Source organism: Sphingopyxis sp. C-1, from assembly GCF_001047015.1.
In the GTDB taxonomy this organism is placed as follows: domain Bacteria; phylum Pseudomonadota; class Alphaproteobacteria; order Sphingomonadales; family Sphingomonadaceae; genus Sphingopyxis.
In genome coordinates, this window is the sequence record NZ_BBRO01000001.1 from 891649 (window position 1) to 915692 (window position 24044).

At 64.2% G+C, this 24044-nt stretch carries 28 protein-coding genes; 13 read left to right on the forward strand and 15 right to left on the reverse strand.

What is annotated here, in order from left to right; all coding sequences use genetic code 11:
* Nucleotides 1-107 precede the first annotated feature (107 nt).
* Nucleotides 108-266: a hypothetical protein gene (locus tag SC1_RS04080; RefSeq protein ID WP_238586560.1), complete on the reverse strand. Its 159-nt coding sequence runs from the start codon at nt 264-266 to the stop codon at nt 108-110.
* A 183-nt stretch (nt 267-449) separates the two neighbouring features.
* Here SC1_RS04080 and SC1_RS04085 point away from each other — a divergent pair, with 183 nt between their 5' ends.
* From SC1_RS04085 to SC1_RS04120, 9 genes are all read left to right on the forward strand, one after another.
* The gene (locus SC1_RS04085; RefSeq protein ID WP_062177933.1) at nt 450-1946 is read left to right on the forward strand and encodes a DUF389 domain-containing protein; all 1497 of its coding nucleotides are present in this window, start codon (nt 450-452) and stop codon (nt 1944-1946) included.
* Nucleotides 1943-2620 (forward strand): hypothetical protein, encoded by a 678-nt coding sequence (locus SC1_RS04090; RefSeq protein ID WP_062177936.1) that lies wholly within the window; start codon nt 1943-1945, stop codon nt 2618-2620. Before SC1_RS04085 ends, SC1_RS04090 begins: the two co-directional genes overlap by 4 nt.
* Nucleotides 2621-2751: 131 nt before the next feature.
* The gene (locus tag SC1_RS22070; RefSeq protein WP_193749102.1) at nt 2752-2970 is read left to right on the forward strand and encodes a hypothetical protein; all 219 of its coding nucleotides are present in this window, start codon (nt 2752-2754) and stop codon (nt 2968-2970) included.
* A gap of 255 nt (nt 2971-3225) precedes the next feature.
* On the forward strand, nt 3226-3654 hold the full coding sequence (locus tag SC1_RS04100; RefSeq protein WP_062177943.1) for a thermonuclease family protein: 429 nt from the start codon (nt 3226-3228) through the stop codon (nt 3652-3654).
* Between the two features lie 77 nt (nt 3655-3731).
* Nucleotides 3732-4007, forward strand: a complete 276-nt coding sequence (locus SC1_RS04105) for an excalibur calcium-binding domain-containing protein (protein ID WP_238586561.1) — start codon at nt 3732-3734, stop codon at nt 4005-4007.
* Between the two features lie 103 nt (nt 4008-4110).
* On the forward strand, nt 4111-4260 hold the full coding sequence (locus tag SC1_RS21780) for a hypothetical protein (RefSeq protein WP_370568699.1): 150 nt from the start codon (nt 4111-4113) through the stop codon (nt 4258-4260).
* Between the two features lie 223 nt (nt 4261-4483).
* On the forward strand, nt 4484-5074 hold the full coding sequence (locus SC1_RS04110) for a TrbG/VirB9 family P-type conjugative transfer protein (RefSeq protein ID WP_370568700.1): 591 nt from the start codon (nt 4484-4486) through the stop codon (nt 5072-5074).
* A complete protein-coding gene (locus SC1_RS04115; RefSeq protein WP_062177946.1) occupies nt 5071-6309 on the forward strand; it encodes a TrbI/VirB10 family protein in 1239 nt (412 codons plus the stop codon). Before SC1_RS04110 ends, SC1_RS04115 begins: the two co-directional genes overlap by 4 nt.
* Nucleotides 6306-6524 carry a DUF2274 domain-containing protein gene (locus SC1_RS04120; RefSeq protein ID WP_062177948.1) on the forward strand — a complete coding sequence of 73 codons (219 nt, stop codon included), beginning with the start codon at nt 6306-6308 and terminating at the stop codon, nt 6522-6524. Before SC1_RS04115 ends, SC1_RS04120 begins: the two co-directional genes overlap by 4 nt.
* A gap of 13 nt (nt 6525-6537) precedes the next feature.
* Here SC1_RS04120 and SC1_RS04125 read toward each other — a convergent pair whose 3' ends face one another.
* Together SC1_RS04125 and SC1_RS04135 are read right to left on the reverse strand one after the other, a co-directional pair.
* Nucleotides 6538-7773, reverse strand: a complete 1236-nt coding sequence (locus tag SC1_RS04125) for a site-specific integrase (RefSeq protein WP_062177951.1) — start codon at nt 7771-7773, stop codon at nt 6538-6540.
* Between the two features lie 183 nt (nt 7774-7956).
* On the reverse strand, nt 7957-8208 hold the full coding sequence (locus SC1_RS04135; RefSeq protein ID WP_238586562.1) for a response regulator transcription factor: 252 nt from the start codon (nt 8206-8208) through the stop codon (nt 7957-7959).
* A gap of 373 nt (nt 8209-8581) precedes the next feature.
* On the opposite strand from SC1_RS04135, the gene SC1_RS04140 reads away from it, so the two are divergent.
* On the forward strand, nt 8582-9262 hold the full coding sequence (locus SC1_RS04140; RefSeq protein ID WP_062177956.1) for a helix-turn-helix domain-containing protein: 681 nt from the start codon (nt 8582-8584) through the stop codon (nt 9260-9262).
* Nucleotides 9259-10710: a hypothetical protein gene (locus SC1_RS04145; protein WP_062177959.1), complete on the forward strand. Its 1452-nt coding sequence runs from the start codon at nt 9259-9261 to the stop codon at nt 10708-10710. The genes SC1_RS04140 and SC1_RS04145 overlap by 4 nt, the downstream gene beginning before the upstream one ends.
* A 105-nt stretch (nt 10711-10815) precedes the next feature.
* Here the strand turns inward: SC1_RS04145 and SC1_RS04150 are convergent, their stop codons facing one another.
* The 11 genes from SC1_RS04150 to hutI all read right to left on the reverse strand — a co-directional run bounded on the left by SC1_RS04150 (nt 10816) and on the right by hutI (nt 20893).
* On the reverse strand, nt 10816-11382 hold the full coding sequence (locus SC1_RS04150; protein WP_062177961.1) for a hypothetical protein: 567 nt from the start codon (nt 11380-11382) through the stop codon (nt 10816-10818).
* An 8-nt stretch (nt 11383-11390) separates the two neighbouring features.
* Entirely contained in the window at nt 11391-12116 is a 726-nt protein-coding gene (locus SC1_RS04155) for a C39 family peptidase (RefSeq protein WP_193749103.1), read from the reverse strand.
* A gap of 16 nt (nt 12117-12132) precedes the next feature.
* Nucleotides 12133-12534: a hypothetical protein gene (locus tag SC1_RS04160; protein ID WP_062177966.1), complete on the reverse strand. Its 402-nt coding sequence runs from the start codon at nt 12532-12534 to the stop codon at nt 12133-12135.
* An 81-nt stretch (nt 12535-12615) separates the two neighbouring features.
* The gene (locus SC1_RS04165) at nt 12616-13254 is read right to left on the reverse strand and encodes a hypothetical protein (protein ID WP_062177969.1); all 639 of its coding nucleotides are present in this window, start codon (nt 13252-13254) and stop codon (nt 12616-12618) included.
* An 89-nt stretch (nt 13255-13343) separates the two neighbouring features.
* Nucleotides 13344-13526: an ATP-binding protein gene (locus SC1_RS04170; RefSeq protein ID WP_062177971.1), complete on the reverse strand. Its 183-nt coding sequence runs from the start codon at nt 13524-13526 to the stop codon at nt 13344-13346.
* A gap of 67 nt (nt 13527-13593) precedes the next feature.
* Entirely contained in the window at nt 13594-14436 is an 843-nt protein-coding gene (locus SC1_RS04175; protein WP_062177974.1) for a MaoC family dehydratase N-terminal domain-containing protein, read from the reverse strand.
* A complete protein-coding gene (locus tag SC1_RS04180) occupies nt 14436-15599 on the reverse strand; it encodes an acyl-CoA dehydrogenase family protein (RefSeq protein WP_062177977.1) in 1164 nt (387 codons plus the stop codon). Before SC1_RS04180 ends, SC1_RS04175 begins: the two co-directional genes overlap by 1 nt.
* A 74-nt stretch (nt 15600-15673) precedes the next feature.
* Nucleotides 15674-17353 (reverse strand): urocanate hydratase, encoded by a 1680-nt coding sequence (hutU, locus tag SC1_RS04185; RefSeq protein ID WP_062177981.1) that lies wholly within the window; start codon nt 17351-17353, stop codon nt 15674-15676.
* Nucleotides 17350-18153, reverse strand: coding sequence for an N-formylglutamate deformylase (hutG, locus tag SC1_RS04190; RefSeq protein WP_062177984.1), 804 nt, complete (start codon nt 18151-18153; stop codon nt 17350-17352). Before hutG ends, hutU begins: the two co-directional genes overlap by 4 nt.
* Nucleotides 18153-19685 carry a histidine ammonia-lyase gene (gene hutH / locus SC1_RS04195; protein ID WP_062177987.1) on the reverse strand — a complete coding sequence of 511 codons (1533 nt, stop codon included), beginning with the start codon at nt 19683-19685 and terminating at the stop codon, nt 18153-18155. The genes hutG and hutH overlap by 1 nt, the downstream gene beginning before the upstream one ends.
* The gene (gene hutI, locus SC1_RS04200) at nt 19682-20893 is read right to left on the reverse strand and encodes an imidazolonepropionase (RefSeq protein WP_062177990.1); all 1212 of its coding nucleotides are present in this window, start codon (nt 20891-20893) and stop codon (nt 19682-19684) included. The genes hutH and hutI overlap by 4 nt, the downstream gene beginning before the upstream one ends.
* Before the next feature lie 29 nt (nt 20894-20922).
* Here hutI and SC1_RS04205 point away from each other — a divergent pair, with 29 nt between their 5' ends.
* Nucleotides 20923-22272 carry a formimidoylglutamate deiminase gene (locus SC1_RS04205; protein ID WP_202966781.1) on the forward strand — a complete coding sequence of 450 codons (1350 nt, stop codon included), beginning with the start codon at nt 20923-20925 and terminating at the stop codon, nt 22270-22272.
* The gene (locus SC1_RS04210) at nt 22269-22940 is read left to right on the forward strand and encodes a UTRA domain-containing protein (protein WP_062177995.1); all 672 of its coding nucleotides are present in this window, start codon (nt 22269-22271) and stop codon (nt 22938-22940) included. Before SC1_RS04205 ends, SC1_RS04210 begins: the two co-directional genes overlap by 4 nt.
* 4 nt (nt 22941-22944) lie before the next feature.
* On the opposite strand, the gene SC1_RS04215 is transcribed toward SC1_RS04210, so the two are convergent.
* Nucleotides 22945-24042, reverse strand: coding sequence for a thioredoxin family protein (locus SC1_RS04215; protein ID WP_152682291.1), 1098 nt, complete (start codon nt 24040-24042; stop codon nt 22945-22947).
* Nucleotides 24043-24044 lie beyond the last annotated feature (2 nt).

Sequence of the window (24044 nt, forward strand, 5' to 3'; positions counted from 1 at the left end):
TATTTCTTGATGGACCCGCACTCTGGTCGTTGACCTGCGTCCCCTGACCTGTGTCCGCGCGCGATCATGACATTGTGACCTGTCGCCGCGCGGCGGTCTCCAAACGCTCAGAGTGGAAGGAGCAGGATAGCGCCGACCGCAAGGCCTGACAGGCCAATAGCGAGAACCGCAAGCCGTGCACGCCGCGTCGGGATCATCTTGTAGAGCGAAAAGCCCATTCCCCCCACCATCATGGCAAGGAAGGCGCAAAGCGCGAAAAGCTTCAAGGGTGGCATTGCTGCATGCATGGGCGGTCCTTTCCGAGCGGCTCCTTCGCTCCTGCAAGTGGCTATTTCGCCGCATTCCGGCCAAGCTTCCGGCCGCTCGGCGACCCGCGCGACGCGCTGGCGCCAAACCAGTCTAGGTCGTCTTGCCTTGCGTTCCAAGCCTCGCTGCGACAGGCACAACGAATGAAGGCCTGGAGAAGATTCTTTTCGTCGCAGGGCACCGGCTTGCTGGAGCGGTGGTGGCTGCGCGAGGTCGTCGGCACGGTCGATTATGCCGATGTCGTCGATCGCGTCCGCGCCGAGGGCGGCTGGAATGGCCATTACGCCTTCATGACATTGATGTCGGGCGGCATCGCCATTCTCGGCCTGCTGCTGTCCTCGCCTGCCGTGGTGATCGGCGCCATGCTGATCTCGCCGCTAATGGGTCCGATCGTCGCGCTCGGTTTCGGGCTCGCGACCTTCGATTCCGAGGAAGTTTATCACTCGCTCGTTGCCCTCGGACTGGGCATTGTCCTCGCGGTGGGCTTCAGCGCCCTCATCGTGGTGCTCTCGCCGCTCCAGACGGTGACCGCCGAAATCGCCGCGCGCACCCGTCCCAATTTCTTCGATCTCCTCGTCGCCCTCTTTTCGGGTCTTGCGGGTGCCTATGCGATGGTGCGCGGCCGCCACGGCGCGATCGTCGGCGTGGCGATCGCCACCGCCCTCATGCCGCCGCTGGCGACAATCGGCTTCGGACTTGCAACGGGCAATGGCACCGTATTCGCCGGGGCCGGCCTGCTGTTTCTGACCAACCTGATGGTGATAGCGCTGGCCGCGGCCATCATGGCGCGGCTTTATGGCTTCGGTCATACGCTGTCGCCCCAGCAGACGCGGCTTCAGGCGACTCTGATCATGATCGTCTTTCTGGCGCTCGGCGTTCCGCTCGGCCTCGCGTTGAAGCAAATCGCGTGGGAAGCGGTGACGTCGCGTCAGACCGGCGAAATTGTTGCCGGACAGTTCGGCCGTGATGCGCGGATCAGCGATCTCCAGATCGATTATGAGGCGCGGCCGCTCGCCATCACCGCGACCGTGCTCACCCCGGCCCTGGTCAAGGACGCCGAGCGGTCCGCGGCCGCGGCGCTGACACGGTCGCTCGGTCAGCCCGTGCGGCTCGAAATCGATCAGCTGCGGGTCGGCAGCGGCGACGCCGAGACCAATCAGGTCGCGGCCGCACGCGGTCCCGCGCCCGGGCTTGCAGGCGAGCGGGTGGCCGACAAGCTGGCGCTGGTTTCCGGGGTCGACAGGGAAAAAGTCCTGGTCGATCCCGAGCGCCGCCGCGCACTGGTCCGGGCGGTCAGGATCGGTACGGCCGATCTTGCGACCTATCGCGAACTCGAAGCCCGTGTCGCGCGCACCGAGCCAAACTGGACCGTCGAGCTTGTGCCGCCGGCTCTCGACTTACCGGCGGTGACGTTCGACAAGGATGAACTGGACGCCGCCGGCCGGGAGGCTGTGGCGACCGCCGCGTGGGCCGCGCGGCGGCGCGATCTGGCCCTCGATATCGTGGGCGGCAATCCGGCCCGGCGCGCAAAAGTTGCCGCCGCGCTCGGCTTGCCCGAAGAATCGGTGCGGATGGCCGCAGGCGGTGCCAGGCTCGAACTGCAGTGGGTCGTGACCCCGGGCGAACGCGCGCGGCCATGATCGAATATCGCCCCGCGTCGGATCTTGGCGAGACCGACCTCGCGTGGCTTCAGGCGCGGCACCATTTCTGCTTCGCCGGCTACCAGGATGTCGAGCGCCTCGAATGGGGGCGCACCCGCTATCTCAATCACGATGTTCTTGCCGCTCGCGCCGAGCTGCAACCCAGTTTCCATTTCGCCACCGACATGCTCCTGATCGTCGACGAAGGCGAGATACAGATCACACGGCCTGCAGATCGTGATATCGCGATCGGGCAGAACCGGTTCGCCTGTATCGCCGCCGGTACCGGCGCGGAGTTCGGCATCGCCAATCGGTCGGGCAGGCCAGCCTCCTTCACCACGGTCGCGTTGACGAGCGCCGCGGACGAGCCCGCGGTCTTTCGCGAAGCCTCCTCGCTGTCGGCCGTGGCGGATTGGCTCGCCAGCGGCGCCGACGATGATGTCGCGCATGTCCGCCTGCGTGCGCCCGCGCGCGTCAAATGGCTGGACCTTTCGGGCGGGCAGGTCATCGATCTGCAACTCGCCCGCGAGTACGCCTATCTGGTCGTGATCGACGGGACGATCGCCGCCGCAGGTCATCGCATGACGCGCCATGACGGTCTCGCGATCCGAAACGAGAGCCGCCTGTCGGTCGCGGCCGAGACGCCGGCCACCCTGTTGCTGATCGAAGGATAGCCTGGTCGCCGTCCCGCCGGTGCATCCTTCCCGGCCACCTGCATCGATCCGATCAAGGCGCAGTGGATCGTAATATTCTCGATTCGGGTTATCGACAGGCGGATTTTCGACGGTATTGCGGCGCTATGAACATGCGTGCGACCATTGAAGACCGGGTAAAGGCTCTCGTCAGGCGCATGGCCGGGGCGGCCGTTTGCGACGAATGCATCACCGATCGACTGGACCTCTCGTCGGTCGCGCAGACAGCCGTCGTGACGCTTGCGGCGAGCGGGGGCGATGGGTTCGAGCGGCTCAGGGCACCATGTACCCTCTGTGCCCGGGACAAGCCGGTCATTCGCCACAAGGCCTGACACCCTCTGCGCGCAAGTCGTGCGCGGCATATGATGCGCGCGCTCTGGCGCCGGCAAGCGGCCCCAGGGGGCGCAGCTTTGCTTTGGCCGCGCGGCGCACTTGGCTCGCTTTCCTTGTCGGGCGGCGGCTGGCCCACAGGCCCGCGCGCACGCCACCCGCCTGCGGGCTCTCCAAGAGCGCGTCCTTCTGGCGGTGCGCGCCCGCGCCAGGGGCGGCCGCTTGCTCCATGAGACGACCCTGCCTAGGGCGAGTCCATGCTCATCCTCCTTCTCTTCGCGGCGGTCGTTCCATCTGGTCAGGCCTTCACCTGCACACCCACGGCTGTATGGGATGGCGATGGCCCCATCTGGTGCGCCGAAGGCCCGCACATCCGCTTGGCGGGCGTGGCCGCGCGCGAAATGGACGGCAGCTGCAGCGCCGGGCATCCATGCCCAAACGCCGATCCGGTCGCGGCACGTGACCATCTCGCGCGGCTCGTTGGCGAGCCGCAGGGCAGAAACCGGACCGGCCATATCCTGGTCCGCGGGCCCGCAATGACCTGCATCTCGCGCGGCGGGGCGGGGGGAAATCGCACGGCTGCATTCTGCACATCGCCGAAGTCGGGCGACCTGTCCTGCGCGATGGTGCGCGGTGGATATGCCGCGCGGTGGACCAAATATTGGGGCAAGCATCGCTGCGACTGATTGGACAGAATGCGCGTGGCATCTTAGTCTCGGCCGAGGGGGATGCGATGCGACTGATCATGTTGGGATCTGCGGTAATGGCCGCTTCGCTGTCATTTGGCGCCGCGGCCCATCCCGGCGGCCTGGCGGCCGACGGCTGCCATAATGATCGCAAAAATGGCGGGGGGCATTGCCATCGCCAGCAAGGCGGCAGCGGGTCGTCCGCCGAACGGCCCCAACGCGTTTCCGGCGGCGGGGCATCTTACGCCAATTGCTCGGCAGCGCGCGCTGCCGGTGCCGCGCCCGTCCGGCGCGGCGACCCCGGCTATGGGCGCCATCTTGACCGGGATGGCGATGGCGTGGGCTGCGAATAGGAATGAAACGCGGTTCATGATCGCCTCTCTGAACCATGGCCGGCGACCAGCCCGGGATGCCGGGTGACCGACGAGAAGCATCTATGGGCGTGCGCACTCGCCATTGAAAAAACTGCATGGCGTCAAGGCACGGGCGCACATTGCCGAACGGATCCGGGCGCTGGACCTTGCCGGAGACGCCGCCGGCGTCGCGCGGTGGCAGTCCATCGCGGCCTGCCTCGCGATGCTTCAGCGCGCCGACACGGGAAGCTAGGCCAGGATTTCCGCCGCCGGCATCGGCCAGTTGCCCGCAGTCATCGCGCTTCCTTTCCGGCCGTTTACCACCCCTTCTTGTCGCCTTGCTGCGGACCCGGCTCGCCTTGGGCCGTCAACCCCATTCGGGGTTCGCCCTCGCGTGCCGCTCGGTGACGGCGGCTCGCGGATCCTTTTCCTGGCGCCATCGGGGATGGTCCCCGACCAGAAAGAGGAGACTTGTCATGCCCACCATTGCAAACCTGACCGTCAAGGCCGACGGCAGCTTCGAAGGCACGCTCGCCACGCTCAATGTCACGGCGCCGATTGCCATCGTGCCGAATGGCCGCAAGGTGAAGGACAGCGAGCCCGTCATCAACACTACCCGCAGAACCTATCATCTCGAGCTTCGCGCGACGCCGGCGATTTATATGGCGTCGGTCTCCTGGACGTATCCCGAACATGAACTCATCGCGCTGCGCGCCGCCGAAGCCGAACGCGAGCCCGCAGCGCCGGTCGCGGCAGGGATCGATGTCGCGGCGCTCAACTTTCGCTACCGCTTGTCGGGCGACAAGCCGCACTGGCGGCCGGTTCGGATTTTCGACGACGGGCGCCAACTTTTCATCGAGTTCGGCGAGGCGATTGCTGTGGGCGACATGCCGCCGCTCTTCGCGATTGGCGAAAAGGGGGCGGCAGAGTTGCTGAATTACCGGGTGCACGGTCGATACATGATCGTCGATCGCCTGTTCGAGCGCGGCGAACTTCGCCTGGGAGCGGGGAAGGCGGCACGCCGCGTGATCATTGAGCGCACGGCGCGCGTGGGCGGCCGTTCATGAGCCTCCCCGAATATGAAACGGAAGCGCCGATCGGAGCCGCGGCGCCGGATCATTCCGCGGCGGACGTCGAGGCGCCCATAGCTCCGGCAAGCCCCGAAGGGTTCCGGCTTGGCGGCGAGCCGCCGCAGGTCATGCGGCTTTCGCGCAAGACCCTCGCCATTATAGGCGCAACATCGGGCTTCGCGATCGCCGGCGCGCTGATCTATGCGCTTCAGCCGGGGGCGCCGAAAACCGCCGTCAATGTTTACGAGAGCGACACGCCGAACAAATCGGAGGTCGTGACGGGGGCCCCTGCGGATTATAGCAAGGTCCCGAAACTTGGAGGTCCGCTTCCCGGCGACCTTGGCCGTGCGATCCTCGCGGCCCAAAGGGACGGTGAGATGATACCGCCGGCGGAGCCTCAGCCGGTTGATCCGCGTGCCAGCGCGATCGAGCAGAATCGCGCACGCCTGGCACAGGAGGGCGACGCTGCCCGTTCGAGCCGGCTCTTTCTTGCTGGCGCGTCAAGCACTGCGCCGGACGCCGGGCTCGCTGCGGAAGGCTCGTCAAAACGGGACGTATTGGCGGGCCAAGCCGGTATTCAGTCCGCCGACCGGCCCCAGACCTTCATGCGAACCCGGGAAGGCGGGCCGATGGAAAACCCGGCACGTCTTACCGAGCCTTCTTCGCCCTATATTGTGCAGGCTGGCAGCGTGATCCCGGCAGCACTTCTCACAGGCATCCAATCGGATCTTCCCGGACAGATCACGGCGCAAGTGACACAGAATATATTCGATAGTGCGACTGGCCGGGTGCTGCTTATTCCGCAGGGCTCGCGCCTGGTCGGAGCCTACAGCAGCGACATCGCCGCCGGACAGAATCGCGTCCTGCTCGCCTGGGACCGGCTGATCCTCCCGGGCGGGCGCTCGCTCGATCTCGCGCGGCAGCCCGGCGCCGACGCTTCGGGCATGGCGGGGCTTGCCGACCGCGCCGATCATCACTGGGGACATATGGTCAAGGCGGCCCTCGTCTCCACATTGCTCGGCATCGGCACACAGCTGGGTTCGAGTAACGATGATCGGCTTGTCCGGGCGCTGCGCGATGGTTTGCAGGACACGCTGGGCGAGACGGGGCGCCAGCTGGTGTCGCGGCAAATTGCGATCCCGCCGACCATCACCGTGCGGCCGGGCTTCGAATTTCGCGTCGTCGTCACGCGCGATCTGATACTCGAGCCGATCGCCGGAGGACCATCATGAGCAAGTTGCGCTTGGGGCCAATCGCCGAGGATCGACCGGTCAAGCTCACTGTCGAATTGCCGGGGGCCTTGATGCGGGAGTTGAAGGATTATGCTGCGGTCCATGGACGATTGAACGGTCTGGCGTCACCGATGCCGCCGGAAAAGCTGATCGCACCTATCGTCGAGCGGTTCATCGCGGGCGACCGCGAGTTCAGCAAACAGCGCCGACGCTAGCGCCGGGGGCGTCCTATTTCGTTCGTGCGGGCGCGCGCTTTTTGCGCGTGACAGAAGCAATATGTGCGCCCCACGTGTCGAGTGCTTCGCGCTTTTCATCGGCGAAAGTGTAGCGCTGATAGACGCCCGCAACACCGCCCTTGCTGCGATTCTGAACGGCCTCGATCCAGTCTCCCGGAATTCGCAGGCTTTGGAGGCCCGTGGCAACCGTCCGGCGAAGGTCGTGAAAACGCCAGGGAGCGAAGGGTGCGGCATCCTCATCGAGAAGCTTGGCCACTTGCTCGTCGAGCTTGGCCTTGCACTTTGAATAACCCGATACGCGGGACTGGCCGCCGTCGGTCGTAAGCACGAAGCCTTTCGCCGGCCATTTCCTTCCGCCTGCAATTCGGTCGAGTTCCGCAATAATTTGCGCCGACAGCGGAATGAGATGCTCTCGGCCATTTTTGGCGCGCGCGGCGGGCAATATCCATTCGGCTCTGGCACGGTCGAGTTCATTCCATTCCAGCGCGGCGACCTCCTCTCGTCGCTGGCCGGTCAGGAGGAGAAGCCGAACGAGCCCGGTGAACGCGAGGCCAATATCTTCGCTGGCTTCCCAAATCAGCTTGATTTCTGCGTCCTTGAGCACGCGGTCACGGCTGCGCGCCGCTGTCGGCACCTCGAAACCTTCCAGGGGGTTTTTCTCGATCATGCCCCGACCTTTGGCCCAGCGCATGAGCCGCCGTGCGACGGCAAACACGTTTCGCCGGAGCGCAGCGCTTTGTCCCGGGATGTCGTCGATAATCGCCACGATCTCGGAGCCCTTGATCGAGGGCAGGGAACGCGTTCCCAGATTTGGCCGCAAATGCTTCCGCAGGATCGATTTCACGAAATCGCGGTAGCGATCGCGACCGGTCTCGAAAGCCAGTCTCTCGAATTTGTCGGCGACAGCGTCGAAGATCAGTTCGGTATCGACCTGCCGTTTGCGCTTCTTCTCCTCGGCGGGGTCGATCCCCTGGCTTACGAGCATCAGTAACCGCTCTGCCTCTTGACCGGCCAACTCTGGCGTCCAGCCACTCCCGTGCTGCCCAATCTTGTATCGCCGAGTCGGAGTTCCGCGGCCTCCCATTCGATATTGAAGGATGTAAATGCGCTTGCCGGCAGGTGTAACCTTGAGCCCAAAGCCCTTCCGAAAGCTGTCCCAAAGGAACTGGTCCCGAGCCCCGGGACAGGCTCCGTCGACGGTCCGTTTGCTCAATCTGATGGTCGGCATAGCAATCACATAGCAATCACGCCGAAGAAAACCAAGGAAAACTCGATCTTACCGTGGCGTAAGTAATACATTGAAATTATGATATAAATCGTAGTTTAGAAAATTCTCGGATAGCCCCCGGAAAGCCCCAAAATTAGATTCCTAATCTGGGGGCCACTGGTTCGAATCCAGTCGGGTGCACCATTATTTGAGTTCGAAAAGCGTCGGTTCGTCCGGAGGCGGGGTTTCGATGATCAGCAGGCCAAGATGCATCGCCTGCGTTATGAGATGCGCGCGGTTGCGCGCGTTCAGTTTCAGCCGCACATTTTCGATATGACGTTCAACGGTTCGCGGAGCGATATTGATCTCAAGCGCGATCTGCTTGGCCGAGCAGCCGACTGCTACCAATTCTAGTATTTGATGCTCACGAAAGGTCAAATGCGGTTCGGTGTTCAATGCGTTTCGATGCACGGCGCAATCCCCTGACACCCAAGGCGTAGACTCTGTGCGACCGACGAGCATCTTTTGCGCGGCAATAGCCGCAACCCACCTGCTCTGCTTTCGATGATATATGTTTGTGCGCTGTTTATCAATTAACCTAAGCTAATTAACTATCTAGCGACACTGCCTATGACAATAGGCCTATGATATTGAAATTCAGTCTTAATCTGCCCTGAAATGCTAAGGAAATTTACGTAAGTGATTTTCCTTAGCTGTTCATACACACGAATTCCTTGGTTTTTATGCGGATGGATTCAACACCCGCAAAGGCAGATGAGACTCGCAAACGGGGTCGCCGCAAATACCAATTCCAGATTGGAGACGTGGCGTGCAAGGTCTGTCGGCAGAGTTTCAACGCGGGTCCATTCCGCAGGATACCATCCTAAAATTTCGTAAAGGCGAGATTATTTTTTCGCAGGGCGATCCGGGTGATTGCTGGTTCGAAGTCATCTCGGGAACCGTCAGAACCTGCCATTTTCACGTCGATGGCCACCGCCAACTGACCGGCTTCTTCTATCAAGGCGATGTCTTTGGCGTCGAATATGGCGCCCGCGATGCTGCGGCCGAAGCCGTCACCAACACGATCCTGACCCGCCGTCCGGCATTGAACGTCGATCCCGATTCGTTTGGACAGAATCGAGCGCTCGAACGGGCGCTGGACAGTGCGAACCAATGCATATTCCTGCTCGGTCGCCGCAATGCCAATGAGCGCGTTGCCGCGTTTTTATTGATCGCGGCGAAACGGCTGTCGGCGCTTGGCAGCGTTCCGTTGCCGATGACGCGCGGCGATATCGCCGATCATCTGGGCCTGACGATCCATACGGTTAGCCGGACGATCTCGGGCTTTGTTCGTCAGGGGCTGATCGAGCTGGAGGGCCCCCAATTGTGCCGGCTGGTCGATCTCGACGGGCTCCGCGCGATCGCCGGCGAGGAAATGGGCGTTGCGATCGACAATATGGGTGCGATGCGGCCCCGGCGAACATTCACTGGGCAAGGGGCAGGGGCATGAGCGGCATCGTTGCTCCGCCGATGCTGCGCCATATGGGTGTGGCGGCGGTCGGCCTTTCGGCGGTTCTTACGCCCTCGCAGGCCGAGGCGCATGAAATGCCGACGCTCGAATGTTTGTGCGAAGCGTTGCCATTTCTGGATACTGCGCCGACGTGGAACACGGCGATAGCCGCGGCGCCGGCGGGTTCGGGGGGCGTTGCGGAAAGCCCGCCGGCCGCGAGCGTCGAGAGTGAGATCGAAGCGCTGCGCCGGATCATCGCGGAGCAGCGTGCGCTAATCGATCAGCAGAACACGATGCTCGTCGAACAGCGGCAACAGATAGTGAAGGTGCAGGGACAGTTGATCGCCCAGCAGGCACAGATCGACCGTCTCTCTTCCTTTGCCCTCGCCGAGGCCCCGCTTGAGATGTTTCGCGGAACGGGCATGGGGGGGCAAGGTGTGGCCGGCCCCGCGCTTCCCGGTCCAGGGAGCGACGCGGTCGCCCTGCCGGATGCGCCGGTGGGCGAGGCGCCGCCGCCGGAAGAGCCGACTGAGCAACGCGTTGCCGCTGTTCCAGAGGGGCAGGGCGTGTTGACGCGCGCCGGCAATCTCATCTTCGAACCCTCGTTCGAATATACGCGCTCGTCGACCAATCGCCTTGTGTTCCGCGGGATCGAGCTGATTCCCGGCATCCAGATCGGGCTGATCGAGGCGACCGACGCCGACCGCGACACGCTCGTCGGCACCGCCTCGCTCCGCTACGGGATCAGCGACCGGCTCGAAGCCGAGGTGCGCATACCCTATCTCTATCGCAACGATCGGATCGAGGTCGTACAGCAGCGAGACGAGGGTATCGTCCGTTCGATCGCGCTGCGCGAGGACGGAATCGGCGATGCGGAATTTTCGCTGCGCTATCAATTCAATCGCCCGGTCGGACAAAAACCGATCTTCGTCGGAACGCTGCGCGTGAAGTCGGATACGGGCAAGGGGCCGTTCGAGGTCGGTTACGACGAATTCGGCGTCGCGACGGGCCTTGCCACCGGTTCGGGATTTTGGGCGGTGCAGCCAGGGGTCAATTTCCTGATGCCGTCGGATCCCGCAGTGATCTACGGCGGAATGGCCTATCTTTACCATATCCCGCGCGACGTAAATAAGATGGTCGGGGATGTGATGATCGGGCGCGTTGATCCGGGCGACGCCGTTTCGGCCAATATCGGTTTCGGTTTCGCGCTCAATCCGCGCTTTTCCTTCTCGCTTGGCTATCGGCACAACTATATCTTTCCGACAAAGACCGAGATCGGCGATACGCGTCAGAAATCGAACTACCTGCACGTCGGTTCGCTCAATTTCGGTATGTCCTACCGTCTGACCGAGCGGGACGTCTTAAACCTCGGCTTCGAAATCGGCGTGACCGAGGATGCGCCGGACGTGTCGATCACGCTGCGGATGCCGTTCGGCGGCAAGATATAAATCCCGACGCCGAAAGTTCGGAACAGCAGTTATAACGAAAGAAGCCCCGCCTGAAGAGGCGGGGCCAGGTGAACCGTCCCTGTCGAAACGGGGGCGGGGGGTCGTTCAGTTCCCGAGTGCGCTGACCGTTTGAGCGCCCATCACAGATCCGATCGCATCGCTCATCCGGGTTGAAGCAATTGCGTCGCGGAAACCTTCATAACCGCTGAGGTCGAGCACGGCGTCGACCTGCTGATTCAACGAGACGTTGCTGGCGGTGTTGATCAGGACATTCTGGATTGCATCGGTGCTCTGGACGAGCGCCGTTTGTCCGTTGTTCGCGAGGAACACCGATTCATCGCCCACCCGCATGGTGATGCCGCCGCTGGTCAAAATGCCGCCCTGAACCTGCGCTGCGCTGACCGCGGTCAGCGACGGCGACACAAAGCGTTCGATCGTCTGTCCTTCCGGCGTCCAGCTGACGATCGTGCGGAGCGCCAGCTCATCGTTCACGAAGCTGCGGATATCGGCGCCGAAGGAAATGGTCATGCCCTGAAAGGCGAAGCCGCCGCGCTGAATGGCGAGCACTTCGTCGGGTACGGTCTGTGCCTCGGCCAGCAGGGTTGCATCCTCCGGCTCGCTCGCGGCGAGGAGCGTGGGCGCGAAGACGAGCAGGAGGATGCGTGGGGACATGGTTGATCTCATTTCACGGTACCGACGCGCACATCGAGCAGGATCTGCGGCGACAGCTGATACTGAGGGGGAAGGTTGGTCGTCAGATCGCCGACCGATACATGAAGCGACCCTTCTCTTTCCAAGGGAGCCCGTGACCAGGGACCCCAGTCACCGGCGAGATTGAAGGAAGGGCGCTTCTGTCCGCCCTCCACGATCGCCAGCGCAATGCCATTCCAGTGCTTCTCGAAATCCGCGAGCGAATATTCGTTGAGGCCGAGCACCGAATCGCCGGTGAGTACGCGATCGCCGCGCACGCCTTTGATCACGACGAAATGCTTGAAGCCCTTAAGGTCCATCAGGACGATCGTCGGACGCTTGACCTGTTTCAATTGTTCGGCGGTGATCCGGAATCCCTCGGCGCGGTAGCCGCGCGTCGCGAGATAATTCTTCATGTCCAGCATCGAGAAGCCGACTTTGCGGATCGCTTCGCGGTCGCCCTTTTCCCACATTGAACGGAACGGCATCGATTCGGATGTCGGTGCGCCATAATGATAGGTGAGCAGGGTCGCGACGGCAGCGGAGCCGCAGCTAAAATCATACCGCTGGCGAATGACGGAACGGAAAGGGATGTCCCACCAGGTCATCACGTGAAGCTGGTAATTGCCGCCCGTTTCGGGACCGGTGAGCCGGACCTCGGCGGTGGCCGGGGTGACGGAGAGGGCACACAGCAGGCCTGCGATCAAGAAGCGCATGCGCCGCATCGCGGGCTCAATCGCCGAGGTTGATGGTCAGGTTCATACCACTCTGGGCACTCACCTGCGCACCGGTGTTGATCAAAAGATTGCCGACACCGTTGAAATTGGACAGCGCAAAATCGCTCAGCGTGACCGCGCCGGCGGTATAGTCGCCTTTGAGGACGTTGCCGCTGACGATCGAGTCCATGGTCTGATTGGTGATCACGAGCGATTGGCCGCCGCGCAATGTTTCAAGCTCGGCATCCTTCAACATCGGCGACTTGCGTTCGGCGCGAACCGGCACGTCCGCGGTCACCACGATGTCGGACGGAGCCGCCTGGGTCACGATCGGGAGCTGGGCTTGCGGAGGAGGCGATTGCGCCCAAGCCGGCGTTGATAAGCCCGCCATGAGCAGCAGGACGATCGGGGGTTTCATGACACGGGCGCTCCTTGAAAGCGAAACTGGTGTAAATGGCCGGCCCGCCAGTGGTGCCGGGCCGGCCATCCGGGGGGACGCTTAGTCGTCGCCGCCACCGCCGCCGGCTGCGGCCGGAGCGCTGTCGCCGAAGCTGACCGTGCCTTGTGCTGCGATGTTGGTTGCAGCCTGGGCATTCGAGTTGATGCCCGTGTTCCAAGCAGCGTTCAGAATACCGGCATATGCCGCGAAGGCGCTGCCAGAGACCGAGTTGTTGCCGCTGTTGTAGCCGACAGCCGTATCGGTGTCGTCTTCACCGTCCAGATCGACGAGTTCGTCCATCTGTTGGTTGGTGTTGGTTGCGGTGAGAACCTGGAACGCAACAACGGAATTATTGCCGTTGCCCGAGCCATTGCCGTCATTGTCCTGGTCGTCGTCCGAGAAGGTGTCGGCCGCATTGTCCTGTACAAACAGATCGATCAGGTCGTTGACGACAGTGGTGTCGTTGCCGAGGCCGCCTGCGGCGCCGGTCGTGGTGTTGTCGTTGTCCTGATCTTGGCTGCCCTGCGCGAAGGCGGGTGCGGCCGTGACAGCAAGAGCCAGCGTCGACACCGCCAGCATGACTTTCTTCATCATGACTTCTTCCTCTCGATAAAAGGGGATGGCTCGCGATGCCCGAACGGCATTGCTGATGCGGATCCTCCCCGACTCCGTCCGCATCGGTGCGAACAAGGCGATCATGATCCGCCGATGCCTCGCCCGCTTTGCGAATTCACAATGTCGGGCGTGGAGAAATACCCAGATGATCCCCGTAGGGGGATTTGCGGAGGTCAGTCGGGACGAGAATCGTAAGTACCGCCGGCGAAATAATCCTTGAGCCGTTTCCAAAGGCCTGCACGTCGGGAGTGCTTGTAGACGAGGTTAGCCGCCACGCTCAGCGACACCATCGTGCCCTTTCCGGGTGCGCTGTCGATTGCGAATTTGCCGCCGATCCGTTCGGCGCGTTCGCGCATGCTGATCAGTCCGAAATCCGCCTCGCGCCGACTTTCGCGAGGAATATGCTCGGGAATGGCCGCGCCATCAGCCGATATCCGCGCGCATCGTTGCACGCCCCGCCGCGTCACGCGCCCACAAGCGCGCGGTGTTGCCATCGCGGGCAAGGCAGAGGTCGAAGGGCGCGCCGTCGACGAGAGGCGCTTCGGCGCGGAAGCGGAAATGGCGCGGCTTCGCGCCAGCCGTGGATTGCAGGAAATGATCCATCAACAAGGTCGCGATCAGCGGACCGTGGACGACGAGACCGGCATAACCCTCGATATCGCGGGCATAGTCGCGGTCATAGTGGATGCGGTGCGCGTTGAAGGTAAGCGCCGAGTAGCGGAACAGCAGTACCGGGTCGGGCGTCAGGCTGCGCACCGCGTCGGCGGGCTCGGATTCTGGCGGGGCGACCGGAAGGGCGGCGGGCGCGGGAACCGTCGGCGCGGGTTCGCGAAAGACGATGTCCTGTTCCTCTCGGATCGCGGCGACGCCGTCCGCCGCAATGTCGTGACGCAGGGTAACGAATAGGAGGTCCCCGCTCGCGCCGCGTTTGGGCTTGATCGCCTCGATCGTCGTGACGCGGGTCAGCGCGGCGCCCACCGCGACCGGCGCGAGGAAGTCGATGCGGCTTCCCGCCCACATGCGGCGGGGGAGAGGAACGGGGGGCAGCAGACCCGTGCCGTCACGGCGCGGATGGCCATCCTCGCCGATCACCGACTGGCGCGCATCGGGCAGGAAATAGAGCCAATGACCAAGCGGCGGCACTTCGCCGGGAACCCATGGCGAAACGTCATGATCGAGCAGCGCGGCGAGGCCAGCGAGCGGGGCAGCGGTGGCGACATCTACGCGCGTTTCGCTGCGACCGACCCAGGCGGAATAGTCGTCCATCAGAAACTTTTGGGCAGACCGAGCGCGTGGGTCGCGACGTGGCTCAGGATCAAATTCGTGCTGATCGGCGCGACCTGATAGAGCCGCGTCTCGCGGAATTTGCGCTCAATGTCATATTCCTCGGCAAAGCCGAAGCCGCCGTGCGTCTGGACACACATATCGGCGGCGTACCAGCTCGCCTCGGATGCGAGCATCTTCGCCATATTCGCCTCGGTCCCGCCATCCTGCCCGGCGTCGAACAGGCGCGCCGCCTTGTCGACCATCTCGGCCGCTGCGGCGACCTGTACATAAGCGCGCGCGATCGGGAACTGTACGCCCTGGTTTTCTCCGATGGCGCGGCCGAAGACCGAGCGGTCCTTCGCATAGGCCGTGGCGCGGTCGATGAAGAAGCGGCCGTCGCCGATGCATTCGGATGCGATCAGGATGCGTTCGGCGTTCATGCCCGACAGGATATAGCGAAAGCCCTTGCCCTCCTCGCCGATCAGGTTGGCGGCGGGAACCTCAAGGTCGTCGAAGAATAATTCGGTCGTCGCATGGTTGAGCATCGTGCGGACGGGGCGAATGGTGAGGCCGTTCCCTTGCGCCTCGCGCATGTCGACGAGGAGGACGCTCATCCCGTCGGAGGGCTTCGCGCACTCCTCGCGCGGGGTGGTGCGGCAGAGCAGGACCATCAGGTCGGAATGTTCGGCACGGCTGATCCAGATTTTCTGGCCGTTGACGATATATTTGTCGCCGACCCGCTTGGCAAAGGTGCGGATGCGCGTGGTGTCGGTGCCTGCGGTCGGTTCGGTGACGCCGAAGGCCTGCAGCCGCAGTTCGCCGCTGGCGATGGCGGGAAGATAGGCCTGTTTCTGCGCGTCCGATCCGTGTTTGAGCAGCGTGCCCATCGTGTACATCTGTGCGTGACACGCACCGCCGTTGCAGCCCGAACGATGGATTTCCTCGAGCACCGCGGTTGCGGCGCTCAGCCCCAGGCCCGATCCGCCATATTGTTCCGGGATAAGGACCGAGAGGAACCCCGCCTCGGTCAACGTGCGGACAAATTCGGTCGGATAGATGCGATCGCGGTCAAGCCGCTGCCAATATTCGCCGGGAAATTCGGCGCAGAGCCTGCGCACTGCATCGCGGATTTCCGGGTGGCTCTGCGACTGCGCTTCGGACATCGGCTTTTGGCTCTCCCCTTGGTGTGGGGAGAGCCTTAGAATGCGAAGCTGTTTCGGCGCAACTGAAACAAGCGCTAAACGCTTGGCAGGTCGAGTCCCTTTTCGCGCGCGCAGTCGATCGCGATGTCATAGCCCGCATCGGCGTGGCGCATCACGCCGGTGCCGGGATCGTTCCACAGCACGCGCTCAAGCCGCTTCGCCGCCTCGGGCGTGCCATCGGCGACGATCACCATGCCGCTGTGCTGCGAATAACCCATGCCGACCCCGCCGCCGTGGTGGAGCGACACCCAGGTGGCGCCGCTCGCGGTGTTGAGAAGCGCGTTGAGCAGCGGCCAGTCGCTGACGGCATCGCTGCCATCGCGCATGGCCTCGGTCTCGCGATTGGGGCTGGCGACCGAACCTGAATCCAGATGGTCGCGGCCGATCACGACCGGAGCTTTGAGCTCGCCGTTGGCGACCATCTCGTTGAAGGCGAGGCCAAGCCGGTGGCGGTCGCCGAGGCCGACCCAACAGATGCGTGCGGGCAAGCCCTGGAACTGGATCTTCTCGCGCGCCATGTCGAGCCAGTTGTGAAGGTGAGCATTGTCGGGAAGCAGTTCCTTCACCTTGGCGTCGGTCTTGTAGATATCCTCGGGATCGCCCGACAGCGCCGCCCAGCGGAACGGACCGATGCCGCGGCAGAAGAGCGGGCGGACATAGGCCGGGACGAAGCCCGGGAAGTCGAACGCATTTTCGACGCCCTCATCCTTGGCCATCTGCCGGATATTATTGCCATAGTCGGTTGTCGGGACGCCCGCGGCCTGAAAGTCGAGCATCGCCTGAACATGCACGGCCATCGACGCCTTCGCGGCCTTGGCGACCGCGACGGGATCGCTCTCGCGTTTCGAAAACCATTGGTCGAGGCTCCAGCCGGCGGGGAGGTAGCCGTTGACCGGATCGTGCGCTGAGGTCTGGTCGGTGAGCAGGTCGGGACGAATGCCGCGGCGGACCATCTCCGGCAGGATCTCCGCGGCGTTGCCGAGCAGGCCGACCGACACGGGCTTGCCCTCGGCATGGCTCGCCTCGATCATTGCGATCGCTTCGTCGATGCTGTTCGCCTGCTTGTCGAGATATCCGGTGCGCAGGCGCATCTCGATGCGGCTCGGCTGGCATTCGATCGCAAGACAGCTCGCGCCCGCCATCACGGCCGCGAGCGGCTGCGCGCCGCCCATGCCGCCCAGCCCGGCGGTGAGCAGCCAGCGCCCCGCTAGACTGCCGCCATAATGCTGACGGCCCATTTCGACGAAGGTTTCGTAGGTGCCCTGAACGATGCCCTGGCTGCCGATATAAATCCAACTTCCGGCCGTCATCTGGCCGTACATCATCAGGCCCTTTTTATCGAGCTCATGGAAATGCTCCCAATTCGCCCATTCGGGGACGAGGTTCGAATTGGCGAGCAGGACGCGCGGAGCGTTTTCGTGAGTGCGGAAGACACCGACGGGTTTGCCCGACTGAATGAGCAAAGTCTCGTCGCCTTCGAGCCGCTTCAGCGTCTCGACGATCTTGTCATAGCTTTCCCAGTCGCGCGCGGCGCGGCCGATGCCGCCATAGACGACGAGTTCGTGCGGTGCTTCGGCGACGTCGGGGTGCAGATTGTTCATCAGCATCCGCATCGGCGCTTCGGTGAGCCAGCTTTTCGCACTGATCTCGCTGCCGGTGGCCGGGCGGATCACGCGGCTGTTATCGAGTCTTGGATTCAGGGGGCGGGTGGTCATGAATGTCCTTTCGCAAAATCGAGGGTCGCGGCGATCACTTGCTCCAGCACGGGCCGGATCGCGGGATTGGGGGCAAGGGTGGATGGCCAGTTGGCGTGGGTGATCGGTTCGGGTTCGGTCATGTAGCCGCGCTGTGCCAATTCCATTTGGATGGCATGAATGCCGTCGTCGGGGCGGCCATAGTGGCGCGTTGTCCAACCACCCTTGAAACGGCCGTTGACGACATGACTGCGGCCGCTCGCGGCGCAGATGTTCGCAACGATGGTTTCCAGCTCGGGCGCACAGGTCGCGCCCCCATTGGTGCCGATGTTGAACTGCGGCAGTTCGCCGTCGAACAGGCGCGGGACATGGCTGCGGATCGAATGCGCGTCATAGAGGACGACGCGGCCATGCGCCGATTGCAGGCGGTCGAGTTCCCGTGTCAGCATATCGTGATACGGTCGGTGGTAAGAGTTCAGCCGCTGCATGATCTCTGGCTCGTCCGGTGGATCAAAGCGATAGAGCGCATCTCCGTCAAAGGTCGTCGTCGGGCACAGCTCGGTCGTCGCCTGTCCGGGGTAGAGCGACGCGCCGGAGGGATCGCGGTTCATGTCGATCACGCTGCGCGAGATGTCGGTCGCGACCAGCGTTGCGCCCAGATCGGCGGCGAAGGCGTAGAGCTCGGCGATCCACCAGTCGGTGTCGATCTGCGCGTGCCAGGGTGAGACGAACTGCTCGTCGAGACCCGCCAGATCGGTCCCGCCGTGTGGGAAGGAAATAACGAGCGGCGCGTCGCCGCGATGGACGCGCAGCCAATCCATCAGCCTACGCCCGGCAGGCTGGCGGGTACGGCAGCGACGAGGCTGCCGGTGCGGATCAGCGCGGTTGCGGCCTCCATATCGGGATGGAAATGCCGGTCGTCTTCGAGCGTCGGCACCTCGGCGCGCAGATGCTTGTGCGCCGCCTCCAGCGCATCGCTCGATTTCAGCGGCGCGTGGAAGTCGATGCCCTGGCACGCCGCGAGCAATTCGATGCCGATCACCGCGCTGACATTGTCGGCCATGTCGAGCAGGCGGCGCGCGCCGTGTGCGGCCATCGACACATGATCCTCCTGATTGGCCGAGGTCGGGATCGAGTCGACGCTGGCGGGATAGGCGCGCTGCTTATTCTCGCTGACGAGCGCGGCGGCGGTGACCTGCGGGATCATGAAGCCCGAGTTGAGGCCGGGACGCGGCGTGAGGAAGGCCGGCAGACCCGAAAGTGCGGGATCGACGAGCATCGCGATCCGCCGCTCCGAAATCGAGCCGATCTCGCACAAGGCCATCGCGATCATGTCGGCGGCAAAGGCGACGGGCTCGGCGTGGAAATTGCCGCCCGATAGTGCCTCGTCCCCAAACGGACCAGCTCCGGCAAAGATCAGTGGATTGTCCGAAACGCCATTGGCCTCGATGCCGAGCGTCGTTGCGGCCTGTCGCAGCAGATCGAGCACGGCGCCCATCACCTGCGGCTGGCAGCGGAGGCAATAGGGGTCCTGCACGCGCGGATCGTCGATGGCGTGCGAGGCGCGGATCGCCGATCCGGCCATCAAAGTGCGCAACGTGTCGCCGACCTCGCGCTGGCCCGCATGGCCGCGCAATGCGTGGATGCGCGCGTCGAAGGGGGCGTCGGAGCCTTTCGCGGCCTCGGTCGAAAGCGCGCCGGTGATGAGCGCCGAGCGGAAGACGGTCTCGGCGCGGAACAGGCCCGAGAGCGCATTGGCGGTCGAAAATTGCGTACCGTTCAAAAGCGCAAGGCCTTCCTTCGGACCAAGGTCGAGCGGCGCCAGGCCGGCCTGCGCCAGCGCTTCGGCGGCGGGCAACGTCTTGCCGCCGACCTCGATCGCCCCGACGCCGATCATCGCGGCGGCCATATGCGACAGCGGCGCAAGGTCACCGCTCGCGCCCACCGAACCCTGCGACGGGACCACGGGGGTGAGGCCTTTCGCCAGCATTGCCTCGATCATCGCGACGGTTTCGCGTTGCACGCCCGAGGCGCCCATGCCGAAGCTCGCAAGCTTCAGCGCCATCATCAGCCGCACGACCTTTGTCGGTGATGGAGCGCCGGTGCCCGCGGCATGGCTGAGCACGATATTGCGCTGGAGCGTCGCCAGATCGTCGTCGGCGATACGCACGCTCGCTAGCTTTCCGAAGCCGGTGTTGATGCCATAGACGGGCGCGCCTTTCGCAACGATACGCGCGACCGCGGCAACGCTCGCGTCGATCGCTTCCCATGCTCCGTCGCTTAGTTCAGCGCTCGCGCCCTCATAGATTTCACGCCAGTCGGCGAGCGATATATGCCCGGGCTCGATGATCATTGTCCGTCCTTGATGCGTTGGTGAAGTGAGTTGAAGCCGATGCGATAGACAAGTTCAGCGGGGTCGCTGACGTTCCAGATCGCGAGATCGCATGCCTTGCCGGGCTCGAGCGTGCCGACCTCGGCGCTTAGCCCGAGCGCCGCCGCGGCGTTGACCGTCACGGCGCGCAGCGCCTCGACGACCGTCAGGCCGAACAAGGTCGCGCCCATGTTGAGCATCAGCAGCAGCGACGTCGTCGGCGAGGTGCCGGGGTTGTTGTCGGTCGCGATCGCAATGCGCGTGCCATGGCGGCGCATCGCGTCGATGGGCGGCAGCTTGGTTTCGCGCATGAAATAATAAGCGCCGGGCAGCAGCACGGCGACGGTTCCGGCCTCGGCCATCGCGCGGACATCATCGTCGGTCGCATGTTCGAGATGGTCGGCGGATAACGCGCCATGCCGTGCGGCGAGCGCGCTGCCGTGGAGCGCCGACAATTGTTCGGCGTGGAGCTTGACCGCGAGGCCGTGCGCCTGCGCCGCCTCGATCACGCGCGAGCATTGCGCGGGCGAAAAGCCGATGCCTTCGCAAAAGGCGTCGACCGCGGTCGCGAGCGGCGCCGCCGCGGGGATCATCTCGCCGACGACGAGGTCGATATAGGCGTCGCTGTCGCCCTTATATTCGGGGGGCAGCGCGTGCGCGCCGAGAAAGGTCGGTTCGATACGGACCGCGCGGTGATCGCCAAGCGCGCGCGCGGCGCGCAGCATCTTGAGTTCGTCGTCGGTCGACAGGCCATAGCCCGATTTGATCTCGATCGTCGTGACACCCTCGGCGATCAGTGCGTCGAGACGCGGGAGCGCGCTGGCGACCAGTTCGGCCTCGCTCGCCTCGCGCGTTGCGCGCATCGTCGAAACGATTCCGCCGCCGGCGCGGGCAATCTCTTCATAACTCGCGCCCGCCAATCGCATCGCCCATTCGTTCGCGCGATTGCCGCCGTGGACGAGATGCGTGTGGCAGTCGATCAGCCCGGGGGTGATCAGCCGGCCTTTGCAATCATGCACCGTTCCTGTCGCTGCTGGGGCGCCTTCGGCCGGACCGGCATAGACGATTCGGCCGTCCTTCGCGGCCACCACGCCATCGTCGATCAGGCCGAGGTCTCCATCGGCCATCGTCGCGAGTCGGGCGTTCGTCCAGTGTTGCTCCATCTGGACACTGTCGTTCTTATGCGCCATTATGTCTAGACATAATATGAGGACGACAGGTGATGGCTCTCTGGTTCGAACGTGCGTGGATCGACAATGGATGGAAAAAGGACGTGCGGCTGGGTGTTGCCGACGGCCGGATCGCATCGATCGAAACCGGTGTTGCGGCCGAGCCCGATGACGAACGGCATCGCGTCGCGCTTCCGGGTCTTTGCAACGTCCACAGCCACGGCTTCCAGCGCGGCATGGCCGGACTTTCTGAGCGCCGCAGCCGCCCCGACGATAATTTCTGGAGCTGGCGCGAGATCATGTACCGCTTCCTCGATCGGCTAACGCCCGAGGATGTCGCGGCGATCACCGCGCAGGCCTATGTCGAGATGCTGGAGACGGGGTTCACCCGCGTCGGCGAATTTCATTATCTGCACCATGATCCGGCGGGCGCTGCCTATGCCGATCGCGCGGAAATGGCCGGCGCGATCGTGCGGGCGAGCGCCGAAACGGGTGTCGGTTTGACGCTGCTCCCCGTCTTTTACGCGCATGGCAATTTCGATGCGGCGCCGCCGAGCCCTGGGCAGCGGCGTTTCCTCAACGACATCGACGGCTTTGCCGCGTTGCTCGACGCCTCGCGGTCGAAACTCTCCGGCGACGCCAATATCGGGGTCGCGCCCCACTCGCTTCGCGCCGTGACGCCCGATGAACTGGCGGCGCTGCTCGACCTGTCGCCGACGGGGCCGGTGCATATCCACGCCGCTGAACAGGTGAAGGAAGTCGCCGACTGCGTCGCATGGAGCGGCGCGCGACCGGTTGAATGGCTGCTCGATAACGCCGGGGTCGACGAACGCTGGTGCCTCATCCATTCGACTCACCTTGATGCCAACGAAGTCCCTCGGCTTGCCGCAAGCGGCGCGGTCGCCGGACTGTGCCCGATCACCGAAGGTAATCTGGGCGACGGCATTTTTCCGGCAGTCGACTATCTCGCCGCGGGTGGGCGCTTCGGGGTCGGCACCGACAGCAATATCCTCGTCGATGCGGCGCAGGAACTGCGCGCGCTCGAATATTCGCAGCGCTTGGCGCAGCGCGCGCGCGCGTTGCTTGCAAGCGACGCGGCGCCGTTCGTCGGCGCCAATCTCTTCGCAAATGCCGTAAAGGGCGGGGCGCAGGCGCTGGGCGTGCCGGCCGGACTGGCCGCCGGGCACGCCGCGGACATCGTTTCCCTCGATCTCGATCATCCCGTTTTCGCGGGAACCGACGATGCCACGCTGCTCGACCGCTGGATATTTGCGGCACGCTCAGGTGCGATCGACAGCGTTTGGCGCGCGGGCGTCAAGCGCGTCGCGCATGGCCGTCATGTCGAGGGCGAGGCAGTCGGTGCGACCTATCGCGCCTGCGTCGCGCGGCTGCTCGCATGAACCCTGCGCGCCGTATCCGCGACGAAATCACCGCGTCGATCCAGACTGGCGAATGGCGCCCCGGCGACCGCGTGCCGACCGAACAGGAACTCGCTGCGCGCTACGGTTGCGCGCGCGCGACGGTGAGCAAGGCGCTCGGCGAACTTGCCGCATCGGGGTTGGTCGAACGCCGACGCAAGGCGGGGACATTCGTAGCGCATCCGCCGGTCCATTCGGCGGTGATGACCGTGCCCGACCTTGCCGAACTGATCGCGGCGCGCGGCGAAGCCTATCGCTGGGAACTGACGTCAATCGAAACATCGACGGCGGGCGAAGAGCTATGTCCCGGACCGGCGCTATGCATCGAGGGCGTCCACATGGCGGCGGGCGAGGCGTTTGCGCTGGAGCGCCGCTTCATCGCGCTCGGCGAAGTGCCCGAGGCGGCGGATGCCGACTTTGCGCAGGAGGCGCCTGGAACCTGGCTGCTCGGCCATATCCCTTGGACGCAGGCGCGCCACGTGATCCGCGCGGTGAACCCGACGCGCAAGGAAGCGGGGCTGCTCACGGGCACTGCCTGCCTCGAACTCGACCGGACGACCTGGCGCGCGGGCCGCGTCGTGACGCATGTGCGGCAGCTATTTCGCGGCGATCGTTTCGATCTGGTCGCCGAATTCAACGCCGGGCCGTGACGAACTAGCCGAAGGTGAAGGCATAGGCGCGGACGCCGGGGTCGAGAAATTCGATTTCGAACGTCCGCGCCTTCACGCCCGCCGACTGTCGGACCAGTTGATACAAACGGTCGCCGGTGACGACGCCCATCCCGTTTGCATCGACATCGACGCCGTGATCGCCCGCGGGCGGCTGTCCATCGAGCGTCACCCGAAAGCGCGCGGGCTTGCCGTCTGGCCGCGCGCCGAGGACGAGATGCAGGTCGCGGGCCTGAAAGCGGTAGCGTATCCGCGCGGACGCCGCATCCGCACGCGCGTATTCGCCGCCGACGGTCCACCGTCCGGCGAGATTCCATTGGTTCGGGCCGATCGACGCCGGGGCGTCATATTGGGCCGAGCTGTCGGATTTGAACCGCTGCGGCGCGGCGAGGTTCTGGGCTTGGCGATAGCCGACATAGGTTTCGCCCGAGCGTAGTTCGGCCCAATCGGGCGATGCCTCGATGCCCTTTCCGATATCGCCGGTTAGCGGCGCATGGATCGGCCTTCCGTTCGCTTCGGCCAGCAATTCCTGAAGCAGCCGCTCGGACGCCGCATAATCGCCTTCGCCCAAGCGGTGGCTGCGGACGCGGCCCTTGGCGTCGATGAAATAGAAGCCCGGCCATCCGTCGTTGCCGAATTTCTGCCAGGTGGCATAGTCGCTGTCGAGCTTGACCGGCCAACTGACGCCCAACTCCGCGACGGCGCGCCGGACGTTGCCGACATTCTTTTCGAACGCGAACTCGGGGGTATGCACGCCGACCACCACCAGGCCGTCATCCTTATATTTTTGGGCCCAGTCGCGAAGATAGGGGAGCGGGCGCAGCGAGTTGATGCACGAATAGGTCCAGAAATTGACGAGGACGACCTTTCCGCGCAGCGCTTTCGGTGCGTCATTGCCCAGCCAGGGTCCGTCGGCGTCCAGCGCGGCAAGGGGGCGGACAGACGTCTCGGCAGCGCCGGCGACGGGGATTGGGCGAGCGACGAGCGGCCCCCCGGGAATGTCGCCGAAACAGGCGACGACGGCGCCCACCGCGGCAAGCGCTGCAATGCTGGCGAAACCGAAACGGCGTCCTTTGCCGGGCATAA

What these genes read in the sequence shown, in the direction of transcription:
- SC1_RS04085 (WP_062177933.1), top strand. Translation starts at nt 450, where the DNA reads ATGAAGGCCTGGAGAAGATTCTTTTCGTCGCAGGGCACCGGCTTGCTG.
- SC1_RS04090 (WP_062177936.1), top strand. Translation starts at nt 1,943, where the DNA reads ATGATCGAATATCGCCCCGCGTCGGATCTTGGCGAGACCGACCTCGCG.
- SC1_RS22070 (WP_193749102.1), top strand. Translation starts at nt 2,752, where the DNA reads ATGCGTGCGACCATTGAAGACCGGGTAAAGGCTCTCGTCAGGCGCATG.
- SC1_RS04100 (WP_062177943.1), top strand. Translation starts at nt 3,226, where the DNA reads ATGCTCATCCTCCTTCTCTTCGCGGCGGTCGTTCCATCTGGTCAGGCC.
- SC1_RS04105 (WP_238586561.1), top strand. Translation starts at nt 3,732, where the DNA reads ATGGCCGCTTCGCTGTCATTTGGCGCCGCGGCCCATCCCGGCGGCCTG.
- SC1_RS04110 (WP_370568700.1), top strand. Translation starts at nt 4,484, where the DNA reads ATGCCCACCATTGCAAACCTGACCGTCAAGGCCGACGGCAGCTTCGAA.
- SC1_RS04115 (WP_062177946.1), top strand. Translation starts at nt 5,071, where the DNA reads ATGAGCCTCCCCGAATATGAAACGGAAGCGCCGATCGGAGCCGCGGCG.
- SC1_RS04120 (WP_062177948.1), top strand. Translation starts at nt 6,306, where the DNA reads ATGAGCAAGTTGCGCTTGGGGCCAATCGCCGAGGATCGACCGGTCAAG.
- SC1_RS04125 (WP_062177951.1), bottom strand. Translation starts at nt 7,773, where the DNA reads ATGCCGACCATCAGATTGAGCAAACGGACCGTCGACGGAGCCTGTCCC.
- SC1_RS04145 (WP_062177959.1), top strand. Translation starts at nt 9,259, where the DNA reads ATGAGCGGCATCGTTGCTCCGCCGATGCTGCGCCATATGGGTGTGGCG.
- SC1_RS04150 (WP_062177961.1), bottom strand. Translation starts at nt 11,382, where the DNA reads ATGTCCCCACGCATCCTCCTGCTCGTCTTCGCGCCCACGCTCCTCGCC.
- SC1_RS04155 (WP_193749103.1), bottom strand. Translation starts at nt 12,116, where the DNA reads ATGCGCTTCTTGATCGCAGGCCTGCTGTGTGCCCTCTCCGTCACCCCG.
- SC1_RS04160 (WP_062177966.1), bottom strand. Translation starts at nt 12,534, where the DNA reads ATGAAACCCCCGATCGTCCTGCTGCTCATGGCGGGCTTATCAACGCCG.
- SC1_RS04165 (WP_062177969.1), bottom strand. Translation starts at nt 13,254, where the DNA reads ATGATCGCCTTGTTCGCACCGATGCGGACGGAGTCGGGGAGGATCCGC.
- SC1_RS04170 (WP_062177971.1), bottom strand. Translation starts at nt 13,526, where the DNA reads ATGCGCGAACGCGCCGAACGGATCGGCGGCAAATTCGCAATCGACAGC.
- SC1_RS04175 (WP_062177974.1), bottom strand. Translation starts at nt 14,436, where the DNA reads ATGGACGACTATTCCGCCTGGGTCGGTCGCAGCGAAACGCGCGTAGAT.
- SC1_RS04180 (WP_062177977.1), bottom strand. Translation starts at nt 15,599, where the DNA reads ATGTCCGAAGCGCAGTCGCAGAGCCACCCGGAAATCCGCGATGCAGTG.
- hutU (WP_062177981.1), bottom strand. Translation starts at nt 17,353, where the DNA reads ATGACCACCCGCCCCCTGAATCCAAGACTCGATAACAGCCGCGTGATC.
- hutG (WP_062177984.1), bottom strand. Translation starts at nt 18,153, where the DNA reads ATGGATTGGCTGCGCGTCCATCGCGGCGACGCGCCGCTCGTTATTTCC.
- hutH (WP_062177987.1), bottom strand. Translation starts at nt 19,685, where the DNA reads ATGATCATCGAGCCCGGGCATATATCGCTCGCCGACTGGCGTGAAATC.
- hutI (WP_062177990.1), bottom strand. Translation starts at nt 20,893, where the DNA reads ATGGCGCATAAGAACGACAGTGTCCAGATGGAGCAACACTGGACGAAC.
- SC1_RS04210 (WP_062177995.1), top strand. Translation starts at nt 22,269, where the DNA reads ATGAACCCTGCGCGCCGTATCCGCGACGAAATCACCGCGTCGATCCAG.
- SC1_RS04215 (WP_152682291.1), bottom strand. Translation starts at nt 24,042, where the DNA reads ATGCCCGGCAAAGGACGCCGTTTCGGTTTCGCCAGCATTGCAGCGCTT.